21 protein-coding genes are annotated in these 19,401 nt (G+C 61.1%); 10 read left to right on the top strand and 11 right to left on the bottom strand.

Annotated elements, in window-relative coordinates:
• Positions 1–35 precede the first annotated feature (35 nt).
• The 4 genes from TK42_RS20245 to TK42_RS20230 form a co-directional block, all read right to left on the bottom strand.
• Positions 36–2,930 (bottom strand): RHS repeat-associated core domain-containing protein, encoded by a 2,895-nt coding sequence (locus TK42_RS20245; RefSeq protein ID WP_103734960.1) that lies wholly within the window; start codon positions 2,928–2,930, stop codon positions 36–38.
• 115 nt (positions 2,931–3,045) lie between these two features.
• Complete coding sequence (locus TK42_RS20240) at positions 3,046–3,597, bottom strand: cytochrome b (RefSeq protein WP_103734959.1); 552 nt, start codon at positions 3,595–3,597, stop codon at positions 3,046–3,048.
• A 151-nt stretch (positions 3,598–3,748) separates the two neighbouring features.
• The gene (locus TK42_RS20235) at positions 3,749–4,294 is read right to left on the bottom strand and encodes a putative natural product biosynthesis protein (RefSeq protein ID WP_032880777.1); all 546 of its coding nucleotides are present in this window, start codon (positions 4,292–4,294) and stop codon (positions 3,749–3,751) included.
• 62 nt (positions 4,295–4,356) lie between these two features.
• A complete protein-coding gene (locus TK42_RS20230) occupies positions 4,357–4,740 on the bottom strand; it encodes a DUF2946 domain-containing protein (RefSeq protein WP_005788904.1) in 384 nt (127 codons plus the stop codon).
• Positions 4,741–4,920: 180 nt separating this feature from the next.
• Between TK42_RS20230 and TK42_RS20225 the strand changes: the two genes are divergently transcribed.
• Positions 4,921–5,529, top strand: coding sequence for an SCO family protein (locus TK42_RS20225; protein WP_103734958.1), 609 nt, complete (start codon positions 4,921–4,923; stop codon positions 5,527–5,529).
• Positions 5,529–6,011: a copper chaperone PCu(A)C gene (locus tag TK42_RS20220; RefSeq protein ID WP_032880775.1), complete on the top strand. Its 483-nt coding sequence runs from the start codon at positions 5,529–5,531 to the stop codon at positions 6,009–6,011. Before TK42_RS20225 ends, TK42_RS20220 begins: the two co-directional genes overlap by 1 nt.
• A gap of 510 nt (positions 6,012–6,521) precedes the next feature.
• On the opposite strand, the gene TK42_RS20210 is transcribed toward TK42_RS20220, so the two are convergent.
• On the bottom strand, positions 6,522–7,004 hold the full coding sequence (locus tag TK42_RS20210; protein WP_032880774.1) for a GNAT family N-acetyltransferase: 483 nt from the start codon (positions 7,002–7,004) through the stop codon (positions 6,522–6,524).
• 175 nt (positions 7,005–7,179) lie between these two features.
• Here TK42_RS20210 and TK42_RS20205 point away from each other — a divergent pair, with 175 nt between their 5' ends.
• Positions 7,180–7,515, top strand: a complete 336-nt coding sequence (locus TK42_RS20205) for a hypothetical protein (RefSeq protein ID WP_032880773.1) — start codon at positions 7,180–7,182, stop codon at positions 7,513–7,515.
• On the opposite strand, the gene TK42_RS20200 is transcribed toward TK42_RS20205, so the two are convergent.
• Positions 7,505–9,118 carry a hybrid sensor histidine kinase/response regulator gene (locus tag TK42_RS20200; RefSeq protein WP_103734957.1) on the bottom strand — a complete coding sequence of 538 codons (1,614 nt, stop codon included), beginning with the start codon at positions 9,116–9,118 and terminating at the stop codon, positions 7,505–7,507. The two genes, TK42_RS20205 and TK42_RS20200, sit on opposite strands and share 11 nt — an antisense overlap.
• Before the next feature lie 98 nt (positions 9,119–9,216).
• Here TK42_RS20200 and TK42_RS20195 point away from each other — a divergent pair, with 98 nt between their 5' ends.
• The 3 genes from TK42_RS20195 (at position 9,217) to TK42_RS20185 (ending at position 11,268) form a co-directional block, all read left to right on the top strand.
• Positions 9,217–9,819 (top strand): response regulator transcription factor, encoded by a 603-nt coding sequence (locus TK42_RS20195; protein WP_103734956.1) that lies wholly within the window; start codon positions 9,217–9,219, stop codon positions 9,817–9,819.
• A 250-nt stretch (positions 9,820–10,069) separates the two neighbouring features.
• Positions 10,070–10,561: a GNAT family N-acetyltransferase gene (locus tag TK42_RS20190; protein ID WP_032880770.1), complete on the top strand. Its 492-nt coding sequence runs from the start codon at positions 10,070–10,072 to the stop codon at positions 10,559–10,561.
• 317 nt (positions 10,562–10,878) lie between these two features.
• Positions 10,879–11,268: a hypothetical protein gene (locus TK42_RS20185; protein ID WP_032880769.1), complete on the top strand. Its 390-nt coding sequence runs from the start codon at positions 10,879–10,881 to the stop codon at positions 11,266–11,268.
• A gap of 106 nt (positions 11,269–11,374) precedes the next feature.
• On the opposite strand, the gene TK42_RS20180 is transcribed toward TK42_RS20185, so the two are convergent.
• Entirely contained in the window at positions 11,375–12,568 is a 1,194-nt protein-coding gene (locus tag TK42_RS20180) for a YgcG family protein (RefSeq protein WP_103734955.1), read from the bottom strand.
• Positions 12,569–12,700: 132 nt separating this feature from the next.
• Between TK42_RS20180 and TK42_RS20175 the strand changes: the two genes are divergently transcribed.
• A complete protein-coding gene (locus tag TK42_RS20175) occupies positions 12,701–13,516 on the top strand; it encodes an alpha/beta fold hydrolase (protein ID WP_103734954.1) in 816 nt (271 codons plus the stop codon).
• Entirely contained in the window at positions 13,506–14,642 is a 1,137-nt protein-coding gene (locus TK42_RS20170) for a PAS domain-containing sensor histidine kinase (RefSeq protein ID WP_103734953.1), read from the top strand. Before TK42_RS20175 ends, TK42_RS20170 begins: the two co-directional genes overlap by 11 nt.
• On the opposite strand, the gene dapF is transcribed toward TK42_RS20170, so the two are convergent.
• On the bottom strand, positions 14,639–15,442 hold the full coding sequence (gene dapF / locus TK42_RS20165) for a diaminopimelate epimerase (protein ID WP_103734952.1): 804 nt from the start codon (positions 15,440–15,442) through the stop codon (positions 14,639–14,641). The two genes, TK42_RS20170 and dapF, sit on opposite strands and share 4 nt — an antisense overlap.
• Before the next feature lie 158 nt (positions 15,443–15,600).
• On the opposite strand from dapF, the gene TK42_RS20160 reads away from it, so the two are divergent.
• Positions 15,601–16,176 carry an AAA family ATPase gene (locus tag TK42_RS20160; protein WP_248129085.1) on the top strand — a complete coding sequence of 192 codons (576 nt, stop codon included), beginning with the start codon at positions 15,601–15,603 and terminating at the stop codon, positions 16,174–16,176.
• Here the strand turns inward: TK42_RS20160 and TK42_RS20155 are convergent.
• The 3 genes from TK42_RS20155 to TK42_RS20145 are packed head-to-tail and all read right to left on the bottom strand — an operon-like array spanning position 16,117 to position 18,379.
• A complete protein-coding gene (locus TK42_RS20155; protein WP_032880764.1) occupies positions 16,117–16,533 on the bottom strand; it encodes an SRPBCC family protein in 417 nt (138 codons plus the stop codon). The genes TK42_RS20160 and TK42_RS20155 overlap by 60 nt on opposite strands.
• 26 nt (positions 16,534–16,559) lie before the next feature.
• A complete protein-coding gene (locus tag TK42_RS20150; RefSeq protein WP_103734951.1) occupies positions 16,560–17,357 on the bottom strand; it encodes an SDR family NAD(P)-dependent oxidoreductase in 798 nt (265 codons plus the stop codon).
• A 17-nt stretch (positions 17,358–17,374) separates the two neighbouring features.
• Positions 17,375–18,379 carry an aldo/keto reductase gene (locus TK42_RS20145; RefSeq protein WP_103734950.1) on the bottom strand — a complete coding sequence of 335 codons (1,005 nt, stop codon included), beginning with the start codon at positions 18,377–18,379 and terminating at the stop codon, positions 17,375–17,377.
• Positions 18,380–18,486: 107 nt separating this feature from the next.
• Between TK42_RS20145 and TK42_RS20140 the strand changes: the two genes are divergently transcribed.
• Positions 18,487–19,386 (top strand): LysR substrate-binding domain-containing protein, encoded by a 900-nt coding sequence (locus TK42_RS20140; protein ID WP_103734949.1) that lies wholly within the window; start codon positions 18,487–18,489, stop codon positions 19,384–19,386.
• The last annotated feature ends 15 nt before the right edge of the window (positions 19,387–19,401 follow it).

The following is a 19,401-nucleotide window of genomic DNA, read 5'->3' as shown; positions in this document are numbered from 1 at the left end:
TGCCGAGGCAGCGGCCTTCAAGACAAAAGAACGCGTCACCCTCGGTGTGGATTCATCACCCTGACAGCCCGATAGTGAAAGCCACTGACGTGCTGAATCAATAGCCGATACGCACCGCGACCGCGCTGGCCGCGATACCCCGGCAAATCAAAGCCTCGGATGTTATTTCCGTAAGCGTGCCCTCTTTCCATGGCCCATTCCCTGGATGCCAGCCTGTTGAGGACGTCCCTGATAATTCCCCCATCACGCCCACGCAACTCGTTCAGAATATTTGATTCGTCGATCACAAGGCGTTCCGGCGCTCGACCGGAAGAAGGCCCTGGGCGTTCAGCTGCCGTCACCTCTTCAACTGCGCCAGAACCTCGTCGCCCCGCACTTGCGGCTTTTGTCAGCGGGCGTACTTCGGTAGCTGTCAGCCCGGCTGCCGGCAGTGGGCCAACCCTTTCATGTCGCGGAGGGCGCAGCGTCATCGCTTCAAATCCCAGTCTTTTTAACTCCCGATTCGGGTTTTTGTGTGATTGGGCAGCTTTCAAAGCCGCGTGCTTGCCCTGACCGGGTCCGGTGTAGGCATAAATGCCACCGTAATCATCAGGTATCAATCCGTAGGCGTAGCTCCCACTGTCGGATTTGTTCACTCGGAACTGATGAAGAAAATCCGCAAACGCAGTGATCTCCTCCTCGCTGGGGTTGGCCCCTTGCAATATATTCCGGGCATTTTCCATGGCCAGTTCTCGATAAACTGCACTGCGCTCGTTTTCCCAGCTCCTGTCAGTTCTTGCCTGCTGGCGAACCCACAACGTTGCGCCCACAACTGCCATCATGAATCCCGCGATAGCTATCTGCGCGGCTTGGCTTGCGTCCAGGCCAATGGCTGGCCCAGCCAACACCGCCATGATAATGATGATGACCACTTCAACCAGAGGATTGCGCTGCAAGCCGTTGTCATCCACGTAGCCGACAGGATTGTTCCCGACCATGGCATACAGGTTCAACCCATCCACATCCCCCGCCGGGTCTGCACTTATCCACCGCATCAACCAGGGTGCGTAATACCTGAACCCGTAGTAATACAGGCCGCTGGCGTCGCGCTCCTTGCCCGAGTAACGCCGGTTTTTATAGCTTGCTTCAAGCGCACTCTTCGCGGCCCACCAGGCGGTCGCACCGAACGGGTAATAACTTTCCTGGCTCAGCAAGGCTGCCTTTTCGTCAAGCTCCAAGGTACTGCTGCCCAGGTGATCGCAGAGGCTGAAGCGCAGTTGCTCGTCCACCATGCCCTCGGGGCGCCCCTGTTGCCATTGCAACCCTCTGACCGCAGTGCGCCCGGCCTGAGCAAGCAGCACATTGCGCCATTCACCCGAGGTGCCCTGGCGATGCAGCTCCAGGCCCGGTAGATACAGCACTTCATGGGTATGGGTCTGTGAGCCGGCGTGTGCCACTCGGCGTGTGCTGACCCGCTGGCCGGCGCCGTCGTACACATAGACCTCATCGTCATGTTCGCCGCTGTCACGCAGCACTTGTGCAACACGAACCAATTGGTTGCGCACATTCCAGGTCAGCGCCTGCCCACGCGCCAGTTCCTTGAGGTTGCCGGCCTGATCAAAGCGATTGCCCAGGCCGGGCGCCGTCGCCCCCTCCCGCTCGATCACGCTGTGGTTACTGTGTTCACCTGCGCGCATGTGCTGGGTAAAGCCGCTGCCGGAGGAAGGAACATGGCGCATCTGCGTCAGGTTGCCGGCCGGGTCGTAGGCGTAGTGTCGGGTGTAGTTGCGCCAGAGATTGTCGTCCGTGGCCCCGAACGTGACCCTGCCCGGCAGCGCGGATGTGCCGGCGCTACGGGAGTTTTCCCGGCCAGTGGCCTTGATCAATCGTGACAGGCTGTCGTACTCGAACGTACTGACCGCCGCCACCTGAACGTTAGTCGCCCACCGCGTCGGCTGCGCCGCGTCGTGGATGCGCAGCACGTTGCCGACCCGGTCGTAGCGGTATGAAAGGTCTTGCAGGAGCCTACCCGGCGTGTTTTTGAGGTGGGCGCTCAAGCGCATCAGACGGCCATCGGCATCGGCGTACTCGGCCACGCTGACGACGCCATTGCCCGTGCGTTCGGCCAACACCTGCGCCGCGGCGTTGAAGGTGCGCTGATCCACCAAGGTCTTGCGCGCTCCGCTCTTGAAGACTATTTCGCTGTGGGTCAACAAGCCGTCTACGCCGTAACGCGATTGCTGACGATTGCCGAGGGCATCGACCTGTTCCAGCACCTGGCCCAGCGCGCCGTACCGCCAGGTGGTCGTGAATGCCTCAGCCTGCAAGTGTGCGTCGCGTTCACTCTCCGCCAGCGGCCAGTCGGACGCAGTGTATTGTGCGCGCAAACGCCGGGTTTGCACCGTGACGCTGCCCTGTACGTTGTAATGATCGAAGAACAGCGTACCGGCTGGATCATCGTGGCGGATCAAGCGGCCACAGCGATTACGTGCCGCCTCCCGAGACGTCATGCCGGCGTAGGTCATGCGCTCCACGCAGCGCTCTGCCGCTTCGTCTGCGGCACGCTCAAACACCGCCACGGGGCGTAGCAACTGATCGTACTCAAACCGCTGCCGGGCGCCACGGCTGTCCCATTGCTGCACGACCTGACCAGCGCTGCCAGGCAGCATGACCTGGCTACCGGCATCCACGCTATCGGTACTCAGGGGTAGCCCGGTGAGGCTATGGCGATGGGACAGATTGGGCGGCACAGCGTCGTCAAGGCCATGCAGGTCAGATAGCCTGGGGTCCCATTGTTGTTGCAGGAAGCCCCGGGCGCCGAATACCTGGCGTGTGACATACTCCAGAGGTTGCTGTTGTAGCGTGTTGCGGTGGTAAGCCACGCTACGCACGGTCAACCCTCGCGGGTCGAAAACCGTCAGTGACGGGGTGTTTTGGTGCAAGGAAGGCATAAGCGGATAAACCTGAAAACCAATGGTTCACAAAGCCTAGTCATCCGCTCGAAGGTCGCATGGCAGCGCACCACGCTGTGAAGCGTGCGGGCCTTCCGAATCTCTCGTCAGCGCTTCAAGCCCGACGACTGAACATGCGTCGCAATACCTGAGGCTCGCCTCGCAGCGAATGCACAAGCACCGCGCCGATATGCCCGACAATCAATACCAGCATCGTCCACCCCAGTTCGCTGTGGAAGTCGCGGCCCAGATCAATCATCCACTGCACCTTTTCGCCTTCCAGGCCCTCCATGATCGTCAGGCCAAACGCCGAAAATTCGCGACCGGAGCCGTACTGGCGCAGCAGCCCGATCACGGGGATCAGCAACATCAGCGCATACAGCGCGCCATGCCCGATCGATGACCAGCGGTTCACGCTTGGAGGACGACGGTGCCGGTGCAACAGGTTCCAGCTGGCCCGCAGTATCAGCAGCACCAGCAATAACAACCCTGTGGGCTTGTGATAGGGCCACAGCAGTTTGTCCACCGTAGAGTCGGAAGCCAGGTAGTGGGCCACCGCCGTGCAATAGATCCAGGTGAAAACCAGGGCCATCAACCAGTGCAGCGCCCGACTGACAACATCGTAGTGATCACTGGGCAAAGGGGTTGTCTCGAACATCTTCTTCATCGCAGCCTCTTGTGTTTTTGGCGTCGAACGTGAACATCGCACTCTTGCGGGTAAAAAAATACCGTTCCCATCAGCAGTATGAAAAAACAGTTTCATCCTACAAAAAGTTCGCGCTTCTTACGTCGCCTCACGTCATAGTTCGACCAGCACTTCAAGGCACCGGTTGCCAGCCGCTGAAGCCGGCCTGGCGGGTCAACGGGCACCAGGCAAAATCCCCTGCCGGGGCAGGCAACACCTGGCGTTCGATATCAACCAGCGGCCTGCCCTTCCAATCGACAACCCGTGTGTCTTGCCAGGCCAGAACCACGCCCTGGGCCGGGCTTTGATCGGTCGTCACCCAGCACGCCGCCGCGGCAGCCATAAAGGTTTCTATCGGCTCGTTATCTATTTGCGCACGGTACATCGAGCCCAGCAGCCAGCGGCAGACGTTCAGATGGTAGGTCCAATCCAACGGCGGCTGATTGCGATAGGCCCAGGTCATAAAGCTGCGGAACAGGTTCAGCCCCTCCGGCGGGTCAAGCTTGAGCAATGCCGGGCAGATATCGAACAAGGTATGCCAATGGGGCAACAGGCGTGCATCCAGGTGCACAAAGCAACGGGCATTACTCGGGTAATCGGGCAGCGCGGGCTCCGCGCGCAGGCGACGGGACGCCTTGCTGACCAGGCGGCTGGCGCCTGCAGGCAATAGTTGATTCATGGATAGCACCCATAATCGTGACGGCAGAATGCCCCCTGGTCTCAGGAGGCCCAAGGCATACGTCAGAATGCAGGGGAAGCGCGGGGGTTGGCCGAGGGCCAGGAGTAACGCGGTGGCGCCTTGTTGCGCCGCTCATGGCCCGGGCGCGGGGTTTGCCCGAGGCCAAGAAGCCAGGCCAGGCCGATCAGGAATACGATAGCGACGGTAATGGCGTTGCAGACCGGGCAGGCAAAGTAGTTCGAGATGTTGCTGGAACTCGGGTCAGCCAACCCTTTATCGGAAATTGGCAACTGGCCACCTTCCACCGAACAGAACAGCCCACCGATGCCATTGAGCTGCTGGCCCATCATCTGACCGTGCCCCAAACCGCAGGCGAACAGGTTCATCAGCACGCAGAAGTACAGGGCCCAGGCGATCAGCGAACGGTCAGAGTGGCGCAATTTCATGGCGGCGACTCTACCACTGAAGCCGCAAAAGGATGAAGTACGGTGCGCCCCTGTGGCAGAACGTCGCAGATTACGCAGGGTGGCCAGGGTTGATAGACTCTGCACCCTTCTCGTTACTCCTTTTCCAAGCCTGATCGGCCGCTTCACAGCCCTGCAGGCGTTTCACAGGATGCACAGTTGATGAGTACGTTATTCACCCGCCGCAAAGTGCTGACCGGCATGGGCCTGTTGGGCCTGGGCAGCCTGCTGGGCGGCTGTGACTACAGCCCCAAACTGAACTTCAAGTACGGCAAGGACCTCAGTGACAAGATCATGGGCCGTACCTTCAAGCTCAAGAACACCGACGGCGAAACCGTCACCCTGAGCTCGTACCGTGGCCTGATGCCCGTGGTGTTCTTCGGTTTCACCCAATGCCCAGCGGTCTGCCCGACCGCCCTGGCACGCGCCGCCCAGGCCAAGAAGCTGATGGGCCGCGACGGCAAGATCATGCAGGTGGTGTTCATCACCCTGGACCCGGAACGCGACACCCCCGAGATTCTCGACAAGTACGTCAAGGCCTTCGACCCCAGCTTCGAAGCCCTCTACGGCACCCCGGAAGAAATCGCCGTGGCCGCCAAGGAGTTCGGGATCTTTTATGAAAAGATCCCCGCCGGCGACACCTACACCTTGTCCCACACCGCCACCAGCTTCGTGTTCGACACCCGTGGCAACCTGCGCCTTGGCTTGCAGGCATCCCTTACCGCTCAAGAGTGCGCAGAAGACCTGCTCACCGTCATGGAGGTCTGCTAATGACTACCGCTCAATCCCTGAAACGCTTTGCCTTCGGCCTTACCCTGCTCGGCCTCGCCGCCCACGCCAGCGCCCAGGTGCAAGTGACCGACGCCTGGGTACGCGCCTCCGTACCGGGCCAGCCGTCCAGCGGTGCCTTCATGACCCTCACCGCCGACAGCGACAGCCAACTGCTCAGCGTGGCCTCGCCGGTGGCCAAGGACGTGCAGATCCATGAGATGAGCATGAAGGACGACGTGATGCGCATGGGCCCGGTTGACTCGGTGGCCCTGCCGGCGGGTAAAGCCGTCAAGCTCGACCCCAACGGCTATCACGTCATGCTGATGGGCCTGACCGGCCAGATCAAGGAAGGCGACCAGGTGCCGCTGACCCTTACGGTGAAGGATGCCAAGGGTGAAAAGCAGACCGTTGAGGTGAAGGCCAATGCCCGTGGCCTGGACGGCATGGATCACAGCCAGATGGACCATAGCAAGATGCATTGATTGCCCTGTGTAGGCGGTCCTGTGGGAGGGGGCTTGCTCCCGATGGCGGCCTCAGGGCCGACCAGGATGTTGGATCAGGCCGAGTACATATCCGTTATTTAGGTAACGGCTGATATTGGTTCCGCTTTTACAGCGGGTCACTTTCGAAAAGCGCGAAAGTAACCAAAGCGCTCTTGCCCCACCACTCGGCACCTCGCTTAGGCTCGGTGTGCCCGTAATCCGCCATGGATTTGGGGGGCCGCCGCCACGCGCCATCCATGGCGCGGGGCGGCTAAACCGGCATCCCTGCCGGTTTACCCCCCAAATCCCTGTCGAATTCCGGCCAGCGTGGTTTGACGGGGCGCCTAAGATCAAGATCAAAAGCAGATCAAGAGCGGCTCGCTTCGCATCGTGGTTACGGTCGGCTGCTAGAGAGTTGTGTAGATATCGATACTTATCGGGAGCAAGCTCCCTCGCCACGGATTCGGGGCCCAGGCGTTGCTCAGGTCATTGAGCAATTGCGCGCAGCATTCAAAACGCCGGCATGACCCGCAGCCGCTTCACCATCGGCACACACGCCAGCACCAACCCCGAGGGTGAGTGATACACCGCCTGCTCATCCCCCACATAACCACACGAGCGGTAGAAACTCACCGCATTCAAGGTGGCGTCCAGCACTACCTTTTCAATCTCCATCTGCCGTGCAATGCCCTCCACATGCGCAAGCATCGCCTTGCCATAGCCGCGCCCAGTGAACGCAGGCCGCACGAACAACGCTCCCACCTCATGGTGGTCAGGATCGAGCATACCGGTAGCGACAGCTTCACCGTTCACCCAGCCCAGGTAGAACGGTTTGTCCATCAACACGCTGTAGCCATCACTTGCGCAACCTCGGGTCCAGAGCGCCATTTGCTCCGCGCTGTAGGCGCCAATGCACTGACCGCGAATGGCGTCACGGCGAATCTCGAACGCTCTGTCGGCGTCGTCTGGCGTAGCTCGTTTTATCTCCAACACTGCCTGTTCCTTCCATGACTTCAAATTGCCATTAGCCCATTTGTGCTAATCGACCCTGCCCGCCTGCGGCGCTATATTCCTCGGCACTTCCAACGCTTCCTCAGCACCGCGCATTCATTGCGTGCGGGTTTGTTGCGCGCTGGAAAAACCAAAACAATCCCAAGGAAGACGCACCATGAAACTCCACTCCCCTGTTACTCGCCTTGCCCTGCTGGGCGCCTTGATCATCGGCGTCGCCGGTTGCAGCAATATCAAGCCCACTGAAGATCACCTCAAGAAGCTGTCGGAAACCAACCTGGGCGAGCCGGTTAAACGTATTTCCAATGTGCGCAGCGATTCCATGACCACTTACTATGTCGCCAACACTGCGTCCGGCGAATACAACTGCTCCGTACCAAGCGGGGCCAGCGGCGGTGCATTTGCGATCGCCAGTTTTGGCCTGATGAAACCTGCCGCCTACTGCCAGCCAAAAGGCGCACGTGGCAACGGGCTGACACCGTTCATGCAGTAACTTTTTCCTGGCTGAGGTCACGCAACCTGCCGCGCAGTTCCGCAGGGCGCACCGGTTTGGACAAGATGGCGATCTGACGGTCGTGCAACGCGGCCTGGATTCTCTCCACGTCGTGACCGGTGAGGATCAACGCCGGCACCGCCCAACCGCGTTGCTGGCGTAGCTCGTCGATGCATTCAATGCCAGTGGCGTGATTACCCAGGTCGTAGTCGGCGACGATGATATCGCAGTCGCTGACCAGCCCCTTCCCACTCGACTCAGCCTGCACCTGGCACCCCCATCGCTCCAGCAGCGCCTGGGTGGCAAGCAGCACGTTGTGGTCATCCTCCACCAGGCACACTTTCAGACCGGTGAGCAGACCGGCCTGGCGCACATCGTCGCGCAGCGCCAGTTGACGCGGCGCGGTGGCCAGGGCCAGGCCGTGCAGGCTCACCGAGGTGCCCTGGCCCAACCGCGAACGCAGGCTCACCTGCATCCCCATCAATTGCCCCAGGCGCTTGACGATGGACAGCCCGAGGCCCACGCCTTCGACATCCTTGTCACGCAATTGGCGCACGCGATAGAACTCTTCGAAGACCTTTGACAGATGCTCCCGTGCAATCCCTCGCCCCTGATCATGCACCTCTATGACCAAGCCGTTTTCACGACTACGCACGCCGATCAGCACTGGCCGCTGCGCGCCGTACTTGAAGCAATTGGAGAGCAGGTTTTGCACCATGGTTGCCAACATGCCCGGGTCCACCCGTACCCAGTGAGTGCAGGGGCGCAAGCGCAACTCCACGCCGGCCCAGCGTGCGGCCTCGGCATTCTGACGCACCAGGTCGGCGAGAAAGTCGCCCAGGTGGATCACCTGGTATTTGGGCAACAGGCGACCGTTGTCGAGGGTGTAGAGGTCGAGGATCGAACGGAACAGTTGCGACACGTTGAGCAGCGAGCGATCGATATTGTCCACCAGCCGCCGCTCGTCATCCCCCAACCGTGCTTCGCGCAGGCAGGCGGTGAACAGGCCAATGGAGTGGATCGGCTGGCGCAGGTCATGGCTGGCTTGGGCGAGAAAGCGGGATTTTTCCAGGTTGGCGGCAATGGCTTGTTCCGAAGCCTTGCGCGTGCGCTCCAGAAGGATATGGGCGTACACCGGGATCACCGTGCTGGTGATCATCAGCATCAACACCATGAACGGTTGCGCCTGCCACAGCGGCGTAAGCTGGTACACGATCAGCAGCGCCAGCAACGCCAGCCCCGTGGCAATCGCCAGGTAGCGCGACCCGTAGCGCATCCCGTTGCCCAGGTTCACCCAGACCATCACCGCATACAGCGGCAACGCCGCCTCACCACCCACCACCAGGCCGAACGACGTGCCGGTGTAGTCGTGGATCATGCCGAAGATGCGCCGCGCCGGGTAATGCCCGGGCCAACGTGCGATCACCTGGCGCAACACGATGGACGCCAGCAGGAACCCGAAGATATACAGGATCACCGGCAGGTAGGTGTCCAGCGACTGCCCGGGCAAAAAACCCAGTACGCTGATATACACAATGGCGATGGTGGCCACCACGATGCGCAGGTTAGCCTGATCGAGTTCGGAGTTGGTCTCGGGACTCATAGTCATATCCTTGACAGATCATCTTTGGAAAAGGGGCCCTCGGCCCGCTGGTAAAGTAGCATGCCTCGACACCACCTTGCCCCAGGAAGGAGCTCACCATGACCGGCCGGATCATCATCGCCGACGACCACCCGATGTTTCGCGAAGGCATGGCGCGCACCGTGCGGCGCCTGCTACCCGACGCCCAGGTGCAAGAGGCCGGCGACCTGGCCACGGTGAATGCGCTGCTGTGCGAGCCGAACGAAGTCGACACCCTGATCCTCGACCTGCGCTTCCCCGGCCTGACTTGCATCAGCCAACTGGCCGAACTGCGCCAGCAACTGCGGCGCACAACGTTGATCGTGGTGTCGATGGTCGACGACCCGGCGCTGATCGAACAGGTGATGGCCCTGGGCGCCGACGGTTTCATCGGCAAGAACATCGCCCCCGACGACATCGGCCAGGCGTTGCTGGCGATCCGCAACGGCGAAGTGCTGGTCAAGTTCGCGCCTTCGGGCCTGCTGCCGCTGGACACCCACACCCTCACCACCCGCCAGCAGGAAGTGCTGCGCCTGATTGCCCAGGGCAAGACCAACAAGGAAATCGCCAAGGCCCTGGATATTTCGCCGTTTACCGTGCGCATTCATGTGTCGTCATTGCTGCGCAGTTTGAATGTGCCGTCGCGGGCGGCGGCGGCAGTAAAGTATTCCGGGGAATTCTAGGTCGTCCAAATGTGGGAGGGGGCTTGCTCCCGATGGCAGTGGGTCAGTCCAAGATGCGTTTACTGACACTCCCTCATCGGGAGCAAGCCCCCTCCCACATTGGACTGAGTCGCATCAGTCAGGCCTGCGCTCTGCATCCGATATTTCAGTTGAACCTCACACCTTCCCCTCCAAGCAAATGGCCTTGCTGTGCCATAAGCTCGACGTTTCTTTATGATGTTGCCTTTCGCTCAACGCCCTGGAACCACCCATGCCCACCCTTACCCTGCGTACCGCTCTGCCCACCGACGCCCACCGCTGCTTTGAAATCGAAACCAGCGCATACGAAGGCGACGAAGCCGCCACCCTGGAAAAAATCACCACGCGCATCGCCCAGTATCCCCAGGGCTTTTTGATCCTGGAGGCGGATGGCGAAATCGCAGGTTTCATCAATTCCGGCTGTGCCCACAATGTGGTGATGTCGGATGAGGCATTCAAGGAGTTGGTAGGCCATGTGGCCGAGGCGCCGAATGTGGTGATCATGTCGGTGGTGGTCGACCCGGCACATCAAGGCAAAGGCTATGCAAAAAAACTGATGACCGCGTTCGTGCAGCGCATGGCAGCAATGGGCAAGCAGACGATTCACCTGATGTGCAAGCACCAGCACGTGCCGTTGTACACCCGCATGGGCTACACCTATGTGCGTCCTTCGCCGTCGGATCACGGTGGGATGGCGTGGCATGAAATGGTGAGAACTGTCTAAGAAAGGTCATTACATAACTGTTTCCAATCGTGAAACAAGCGCACACCACTGAGCCGTCAAATGTATTTCTACAAATGAAAACCTGAGAACCAACGACGCTTTCTTACATCCAGCCTGACTCTGCTGCCCCTTTTGCCGGATTGCACCTATCGCCACTCTCACTATTTGGAAACCCGCGACCACAGCGGTTTCACTCGGTTACATTCACCCGAAATGGGCCGCATTGAGCGACTGCTCATGGCGCTGTAGCCTGCGAAACGCCGAGCCGGGACCACGTCCTGGCGGGTCAATATCCCAGCTATCAGAGAGGTGCAATCGTGTCTTCAATCAATGGTTCCAGCCCATCTTTCCCTGCATACCAACCCGTTGACAACGGCAGGATCGACAACGACAAAGCCAGATACAACCCCAAGGAAGAAAACCAGATTGGGGACGATGCAGAAGTGTCCGATGGCAAGGGCGGCTGGAAGAACATCGGCGACGAATACAGGGCCCACGCCAACCGTAGTCGGTTGGATCAGAACTTCCTGCCTGCGGACGAAAAGGCCGTCGACAACTCTCAGGTCAACACTGCCCGCAGCCAGTTAGATCGCAACTTCCTGCCGTCGGACGAAAAGGCCGTTGAAAACGCTCCAGGCAACGCCAACCGTGACCCCATTGATTTCGAAATCAAATCCGATGGCAAGGGCGATTGGGTCAAGGCGTAACACTGCAACCGGCTGTTTGCTGTCCAAACCTTTGTGCCTCCCCATGGCATTGCCAAAGACCCGCTTGCCATGGGGGGGTTCGAAAGTGTGGGTATCGGCTAACGCGTCACCAACTGCCGGAAGCCCCACCGCCACCACTGGAACCACCGCCACCGGACGAACTGCCACTGGAGCTGGAACTGCTGGAACTCGAACTGGAGCCGCTACCCGATCCCGTCCCTTCGCCGACCTTGCCGAAGATGATCAGCGCGACAAACGATGCGATGGGAAACGCCAACAGCCAGCCGTCGCGGCCGCCGTCAATCACCCACCCTGCCACCACGTACACGACTACCGCCGCCAGCAGTCGCACACTAAAACCTGCACGGCTGGTGCGCCAGGTCTCTCTCATGATCAGCAGTAGCACCAGGTACAACCCCAGCACCACCAAGACGCCCAGTGGCCACAGCAGCCAATGGATGAAACTGACGTCCACGTACTGGTTTGCCACCACCAACCCGAGGATATAAGCCAGCAGCCCGATTACGCAGTAAAACAGCGTACGCACCTGCCACAGCGCGCCGAATATCGCGCCGCCTATCAACAGCGTCAGCGGCATGACAAACAGGAACATCGGCCACTCGCGACCGCCCGCCAGCAGCGTCAGCAACAGCGTGGCCGCCACGGTGACGATCAACGCCCGGCGCCAATGCAGCTTGCCGGCAGCGATCGCCACGCCGCCCAAGCCGCCCAGGATAAACGCCACCAGCAACGCGATAAATTGAGGGTTGATCCCGGCGCCCGCCAATGGCGGTAAGTCACCGCCGTCCACCAGTACGGTCAATGCGTCCACGCCCTGTTGCACACCGCCGGCAAAATCACCTTGGCGAAACGCCGGGGTGATCTGTTCTTCAATAATGCGATGAGCCAGCAGGTCGGTGACGATGCCTTCCAGGCCGTAGCCCACTTCAATGCGCACTGCGCGATCAGCCTTGGCCACTACCAGCAGGATGCCATCGTTGACGTCCTTGCGCCCCAGCTTCCAGGCGCGAAACAGTTGGTTGGCATAGTCTTCGATAGCGGCGCCGCCCGTGGTCGGCACCAGCAACACCGCGACTTGCGCGCCTTTGCGCGCTTCAAGGTCGCCAAGCTGGTTTTTAAGGCGCTGGGTGGTGGTTGCGTCGAGGGTGTTAGTGAGGTCAATCACCCGCTGGTCGAGGGCGACCCCGATCGGTGAAGTGTCCGCCTGGGCTATGTTCAGCACGCCGAGGAGCACCAGGGCCAGCAAACCCGAGACCTTTTGACGCCAATTTCCTATCATGTTTTGTTACCTGAGGTTTCTTCCTTAAGCTGCCGACTTTACCTTATCGACGTATAACGCGTGACCCCAGGTGCGCGACTATCTAAACTGCGGCCTTACCCCGCATAGCAAATTGCCAGCTACGAGAACGCCATGGACCTGCGCTACCGCAACAATGTGAATGTGATGGGCGACGGTCCTTCGACGCTGGTGTTTTCCCACGGCTTTGGCTGCAATCAAGCGATGTGGAACCAGTTGGCGCCGCACTTTAGCCAGCGCTTTCGCGTGGTTCTCTACGACCTGGTCGGTGCGGGCCGGTCGGACCTCAGCGCGTTCGACAAAGCCAAATACCTGGCCCTGGACGGCTACGCCCGCGACCTCAACGAGATTATCGACGCCTATGCCCAAGGCCCGGTGATCCTGGTGGGCCACTCCGTCAGCGCGATGATTGGCACCCTCGCCGACCGTTTTGTCCCCGGGCGTATTGCTGCGCACGTGATGATCGGCCCATCGCCGAGCTATATCGACACTGACGATTATGTTGGCGGCTTCAAGCGCGAGGATATCGACGACCTGCTCGACACCCTCGACAGCAACTATCTGGGCTGGTCGAGCGCGATGGCCCCGGTGATCATGGGCGCGCCGGACCAACCGGCACTGGGTGAGGCGTTGACCGAGAGCTTTTGCCGCACCGAGCCGGACATCGCCAAGCAATTTGCCCGGGTGACCTTCCTTTCGGATAACCGCCAGGATGTAGAGGGCCTGCCTACTGCGGTGTTGATCCTGCAATCGACTGACGACCTGATTGCCCCCGTAGCCGTGGGTGAATACCTGCACCGCGTGCTGCCCAACAGCACTTATTGCCTGGTGGACAATGTCGGCCATTGCCCGCATATGAGTGCACCCCAGGCGTGCGCAGCGGCAATGGACCGGTTCCTGGCCCCCTGGGCGCCTGCCGATGCCTGCTGAGTCGCTATTCGACAGCGCCGCCTGCGCCCTGGCCGTAACCCACGAAGACGGCACGATCCTGCACGTCAACCCGCGCTTGAGCGACTGGCTCGGGTTCAGCGCCGCCGAGCTGCAAGGGCGGCGCTTCCAGGACCTGCTGACCATGGGCGGGCGGATTTTCTACCAGACCCACCTGGCACCGATGCTACGCATGCACGGCAGCGTCACCGAAGTGAAGCTCGACATCCGCCATTGCGCCGGGCACAAAGTGACCGTATTACTCAATGCCAACCAGCGCCGGCAGGCCGACGGCGTGGTGCATGACCTGGCACTGTTCGGCACCACCGACCGCGACAAATACGAGCGCGAACTGCTCAATGCACGCAAGTTGGCCGAAGCGCTGCTCCAGGAAAAAACCGCCACCGAGGTCGCCCTGCAACAGGCCCAGGCCGAACTCAGCGCGGCCTATGCGGTTGCCCAGCGCCGGGCGTTGTTTGCCGAACAAATGGTGGCGATTGTCAGTCATGACTTGAAAAACCCCCTTACCGCAATCCGCATGGCTTCGGACTTTCTGCAGCGCGGCGAGCGCACGGCCAAGGAGCGCCAACTGTTGGGGCATATCGGCCAGTCGGCCGAACGCGCCCATCGCATGATCGCCGACCTGCTGGACTTCACCCAGGCGCGGGTCGGCCAAGGCATCACCATCAAGGCGGTGCCGCTGGATTTGCACGGCGTTATTCAACATGCGGTGGATGAGTTGCGGGTGGCCTTTCCCAGGGCCACGCTGGTGCATCAGGCCGAAGGCAACGGCCAGGCGTGCCTGGATGCCGACCGAGTGCAGCAGATGATCGGTAACCTGGTTGCCAACAGCGTGGCCTATGGCGACCTGCTGCAACCGATCACCATCACCTCGCGCCTGGGCGACAACGCCTGCGCGGTCGCGGTGCACAACCATGGCCTGGCGATTCCCGAAACACTGCTGGCCAGGTTGTTCGAGCCCATGACCCGTGGCACCGACCAGGGCAGCGATGTGCGCAGCGTCGGCCTCGGCCTGTATATCGTGCGCGAACTGGCCAAGGTGCATGGTGGCGATGTGGCGGTGACGTCCTGCGCCACGGCCGGTACTACGTTTACCGTGACGTTCTAGCCCAGGTATGCGGCGCCCTGCATGATCGGCTCGACACGGCCGGTCAAGATCACCCCGCCCTGCCCGTCCCACTGCACCGTGACCGTGCCGCCGTCGCATTCGACCTCCACGCTGTCATCGAGCAACCCGCGCCGAATCCCATTGACCACCGCACCGCAGCAGCACGAACCGGAGCCCAACGGCACCGCGCCGCCACGCTCCCAGATGCGCAGGCGGATACGGCCACGGCTCAACACCTGCACAAAATGCACATTGGTCTTGGCCGGGAACAGCGGGTGAGCTTCAAGCGCCGGGCCCACCGCCGCGACATCGATGGCAGCGATGTCTTGCACAAAAAACGTGCAATGCGGGTTGCCCATGCTGCAGGCCGCCGGGTTACCGTGCATGGGCAGCACGCGGGTGTCCATCGCCTCGGCCAGCGGCACCGCCGCCCAGTCCAGCGACGGCGCGCCCATGTCCACCGACACGCGCTGCCCGTCGACGCGTGTGCACGTCAGCAAACCGCGGTCGGTGCGTAATACGACGGTGTCGATGCCGGTCTCGTGCATCAGGCGGTCGGCCACCCCACGAGTCGCGCTGCCGCAGGTTGGCAGCCGCGTGCCGTCGGGGTTCCAGAACTGGACATGTGCGGCGGCGTCTCCACAGTCGAGTATCACCGCCAACTGATTGAAACCGATACCCGAGCGGCGGTTGCCCAGGCGGGCGGCGACCTGTGCAGTGATGGGGTTGTCCTGGCCACGGCGGTCGATGATGATGAAGTCGTCGCCATGGGCGTGCATCTTCACGAATGGCAGGGTCATGGGGCGCAGGTCCTGTTGTCGAAGTGAAGCAGTTCTAATAACACTGTAGGAGCGAGCTTGCTCGCGAAAATAGTGAAGACCACACGTTTTACCTGGAAGTACGCGTTATCGTTGACGTTTTTCGCGAGCAAGCTCGCTCCTGCAAAGAGTTGATGACCATGCTTATCGTATTCAGCGGTCTGCCCGGCAGCGGCAAGACCACCGTTGCCAGGGAACTGGCGCGACAGACCGGCGCGGTTTACCTGCGTATTGATGTGATCGAACAGGCGCTGCGCGATGCCGCCGTATTGGCGGGGGATGTGGGCGCCAGCGGCTACAGCGTGGCCAATGCATTGGCGCTGAGCAATTTGCGCCTGGGGCATCGGGTCATCGCCGATTGCGTGAACCCGGTCAGGGACAGCCGCCAAGCCTGGCAAGCCGTGGCGACGGCAGCGCAGGTTGAACTGATCAATATCCAGGTGGTGTGTGCTGATCAGCACGAGCATCGGCGCCGTGTGGAAAGCCGCGTGGGCGATGTTCCCGGGCTGGCGCCGCCGACCTGGCAGTCGGTGCTGGTGCATGAGTATGAATGCTGGGATGAGCCGCCGTTCAGGCTCGATACGGCGCAGAGGACGCCTGCTGAGTCAGTTGCAGCGATCCTCGCCCATCACCAGTTTTTTCCCGATAACACCGGTTCAGTTGGGGAAGTTGCCGCGCAACGCCTCCAAGCCACCGCTGTAGACGCCGGCAAATAACTCCTCCACCGCCGCATCCGTGGTGCCCGCTGCCGGAGTGAACACGCCGGACCAGGTGACTTTGGCCGACGACTCGGTCAGCGCTTCAACCTGCACGGTCGCCAGATACGCGCTCACCGGAAACGGCGATTCTTCAATCGTGTAGCTGTAAATGCGCGCCACGTTGTCAAAGGTCTGCAAACGCTCGACGATCTGGCCGCCGTCAGCGGTGGTCAGGTGACGCACACGGCCACCTTCGCTCGGCTCACTCTTGGCGATAAAGGGCAGCCAGTCGGGCAGGCTGTTGAAGCCGCCAATCAGTTGCCAGACCTGGTCGGCTGATGCCGGGATTTCAATTACTGAAGACGCTGTTGCCACAATAAATACTCCAATCAGGGGAAAAATCAGATCGCCATGCTGTCGACAACGCCACCGTCTACGCGCAAAGCGGCACCGGTAGTGGCAGACGACAGCGGTGAAGCAATGTACGCCACCAGGTTCGCCACTTCATCCACATTGGCTGCACGCTGGATGATCGAGGTGGGCCGCGCATTACGCACGAACACATCGGCTTCTTCCCGCGCACTGCGACCGGACTGGGCCGTGGCGTCCTTGAGCATCTGTTCCAGGCCGTCGGTAAAGGTCGGCCCCGGCAAAATCGCATTCACCGTCACCCCGGTGCCTGCCAGGCGCTTGGCCAGGCCGTGGGAGACCGCCAGGTTGGCGCTTTTGGTCACGCCGTAGTTGATCATGTCGGCCGGCGTCGCCACCCCGGATTCCGACGACACAAAGATCACCCGCCCCCAGCCCTGCTCGACCATGCCCGGCGCATAATGGCGCGACAGGCGCACGCCGGAAATCACATTGACCTCATAGAAGCGCGTCCACTCACTGTCTGGCGCGTCGAAGAAATCCACATCGTTGAAGATGCCGAGGTTGTTGACCAGGATATCGGCGCGAGGTTCGGCGGCGAACAGTTTCTCGGCGCCCTCCAGGGTGCCAAGGTCGGCCACCAGCCCACGCAGGTCAGCGCCGGGCACCCCTTGGCGAATGCTGGCCAAAGCGTCGTCGACCTTGCCCGCGTCCCGCCCGATCACTACCACCGTTGCGCCGGATTGCGCCAGGGCCTGGCTGATGCCCAAGCCGATACCGGCAGTGCTGCCGCTGACGATGGCTACTTTGCCGCTCACATCAATTTTCATGGTTAGCTTCCTTAAGATTAGAGAGGCAAAGGCGCACGATCCGAAATCAGTCGGGCCTCGCGTAGCGCTTGCCAGAAGGCTGCTGGAATCTGTTCTGACAACGCCGCAACGTCTTCAGCAATGCGCCCCGGACGACTGGCACCGGGAATCACCGCCGCCACGGCCGGGTGTGCCACGGAGAACTGCAACGCCGCGGCTTTCACGCTGACGCCGAATGCCTGGGCAATCGCCTTGATCTGCTCGACCTTGCTGATGATCGCAGGCTTAGCGGGTTGGTATTCAAAGTGTGCGCCGCCGGCGAGGATGCCAGAGCTGTACGGGCCGCCGACCACAATTTCAACCTGCTGGGCCAAGGCGGCGTCCATCAGGCGTTGCAGTGCGCGCTCGTGGTCCAGCAGCGTATAGCGGCCGGCGAGGAGGAACCCGTCGGGCTGCGCCTCAGTCAGGTCCAGGGTCAGTTCACACGGCTCGACGCGATTGACGCCCAGACCCCAGGCCTTGATCACACCCTCCTCGCGCAAGCGGGTCAGCACTTTGAAGGCGCCGGTACGGGCCTGGTTGAAGTAGTCCAGCCACTGGTCGCCGTAAAAATCCTGGGCGATATCGTGAATCCACACGATGTCGAGGCGATCGGTTTGCAGGCGCTTGAGGCTATCGTCAATGGAACGCAGGGTGGCATCGGCGCTGTAGTCATTGAGGATTTTATTCGGGCGGCCGTGTTCGAACACGCCGCTTTTTTCGCCAAGGTCGCGGGCGCCGGTTTCGACTTCATCCAGAATCACCCGGCCGACCTTGGTGCTGAGCACGTAGTCATCACGGTTGTAGTGGGACAGGGCCTGGCCCAAGCGGATTTCCGACAGGCCCGAGCCGTAGAACGGCGCGGTATCGAAGTAACGGACGCCGTGGTTCCAGGCGGCTTCGACGGTGGCCTGGGCTTCGTCTTCAGGGATGGCGCGGAACATATTGCCCAAGGGTGCGGTGCCAAAGCCTAGTACGCCGGGGAGTTTGTCTTTCAAGCTCATGGTGAGATCCTCAATCGGTTGGTTGTGACCGTTGAGCAGATGCTAGATTGCGTTAGTCAGACCGTCCAAGACATACTGCGACCAACTTGAGTCCTTGCAGGTCTTACATGATCGATCTACGCCAACTGCGCTACTTCGAAGTGGTCGCCGAAGAGGAACACGTCGGCCGCGCCGCCGAGCGCTTGCACATCTCCCAATCGCCCCTGAGCCGGCAAATAGCCCAGCTCGAAGAGCGCCTGGGCCTGACCCTGTTCGAACGCAGCCAGCAGCGCATCCGCCTGACCCGCGACGGCCAGACCTTTCTGGCTGAAACCAAGGCGCTGCTGACCCATGCCAACCGTCTGGAATCACTGGGCAAGCGCCTGGGCCGTGGGGAAGAAGGCGGCCTGTGCATCGGCTATATCGAAAATGCCATGCACGCCGGTGTTCTGCCCAATGCCTTGCGCATACTGCGCGACGATCGCCCCACCGTGCATATCAAGCTGTATAACCAGCCCTCCCTCGAACAGTTGGAGGGCCTGCGCCAACGCAGTCTGGACATCGCCCTGGTAAGCGAGCCCCCCGCCGACGACGATCCAAACCTGAGCGCCTTGCAGGTGCTCGACGACCCGATGCTGCTGGCCCTGCCCGAACAGCATCCGCTGGCCCGGCAACGCGAACTGCTGCCCGAACACCTGGCCGATCAACAATGGATCGGCGTGCAGCGCAAAGCCGGCGCCAACCCCGCCGATGATTTCGTCGCCGCCTGCATCCGTGCCGGTTTCACCCCACAGATTCCCATGGAAGCCAGCGAACCCTTTACCGCACTGGGCCTGGTGGCGTCAGGGCTCGGGGTAGCGATGGTGCAGAAGGGCCTGAGCCGCAATGCCCCGCCCGGCGTGGTGTTGCGAGAGTTGCCGTGGCTGACCTACACCACACCGCTGTGGGCGGCCTGGCACCGCGTTAATTTGCGACCGCTGGTGGAGACGTTTCGCAAGGTGCTGACTGAAACTGAGGTTAGTGAATAAGGCGCCCAGTACAGC

Origin of the sequence: Pseudomonas sp. GZJR-8 (assembly GCF_002916705.1) — a bacterium.
Classification (GTDB): domain Bacteria; phylum Pseudomonadota; class Gammaproteobacteria; order Pseudomonadales; family Pseudomonadaceae; genus Aquipseudomonas; species Aquipseudomonas synxantha_A.
This window is presented reverse-complemented; position numbering and strand designations above follow the sequence as displayed.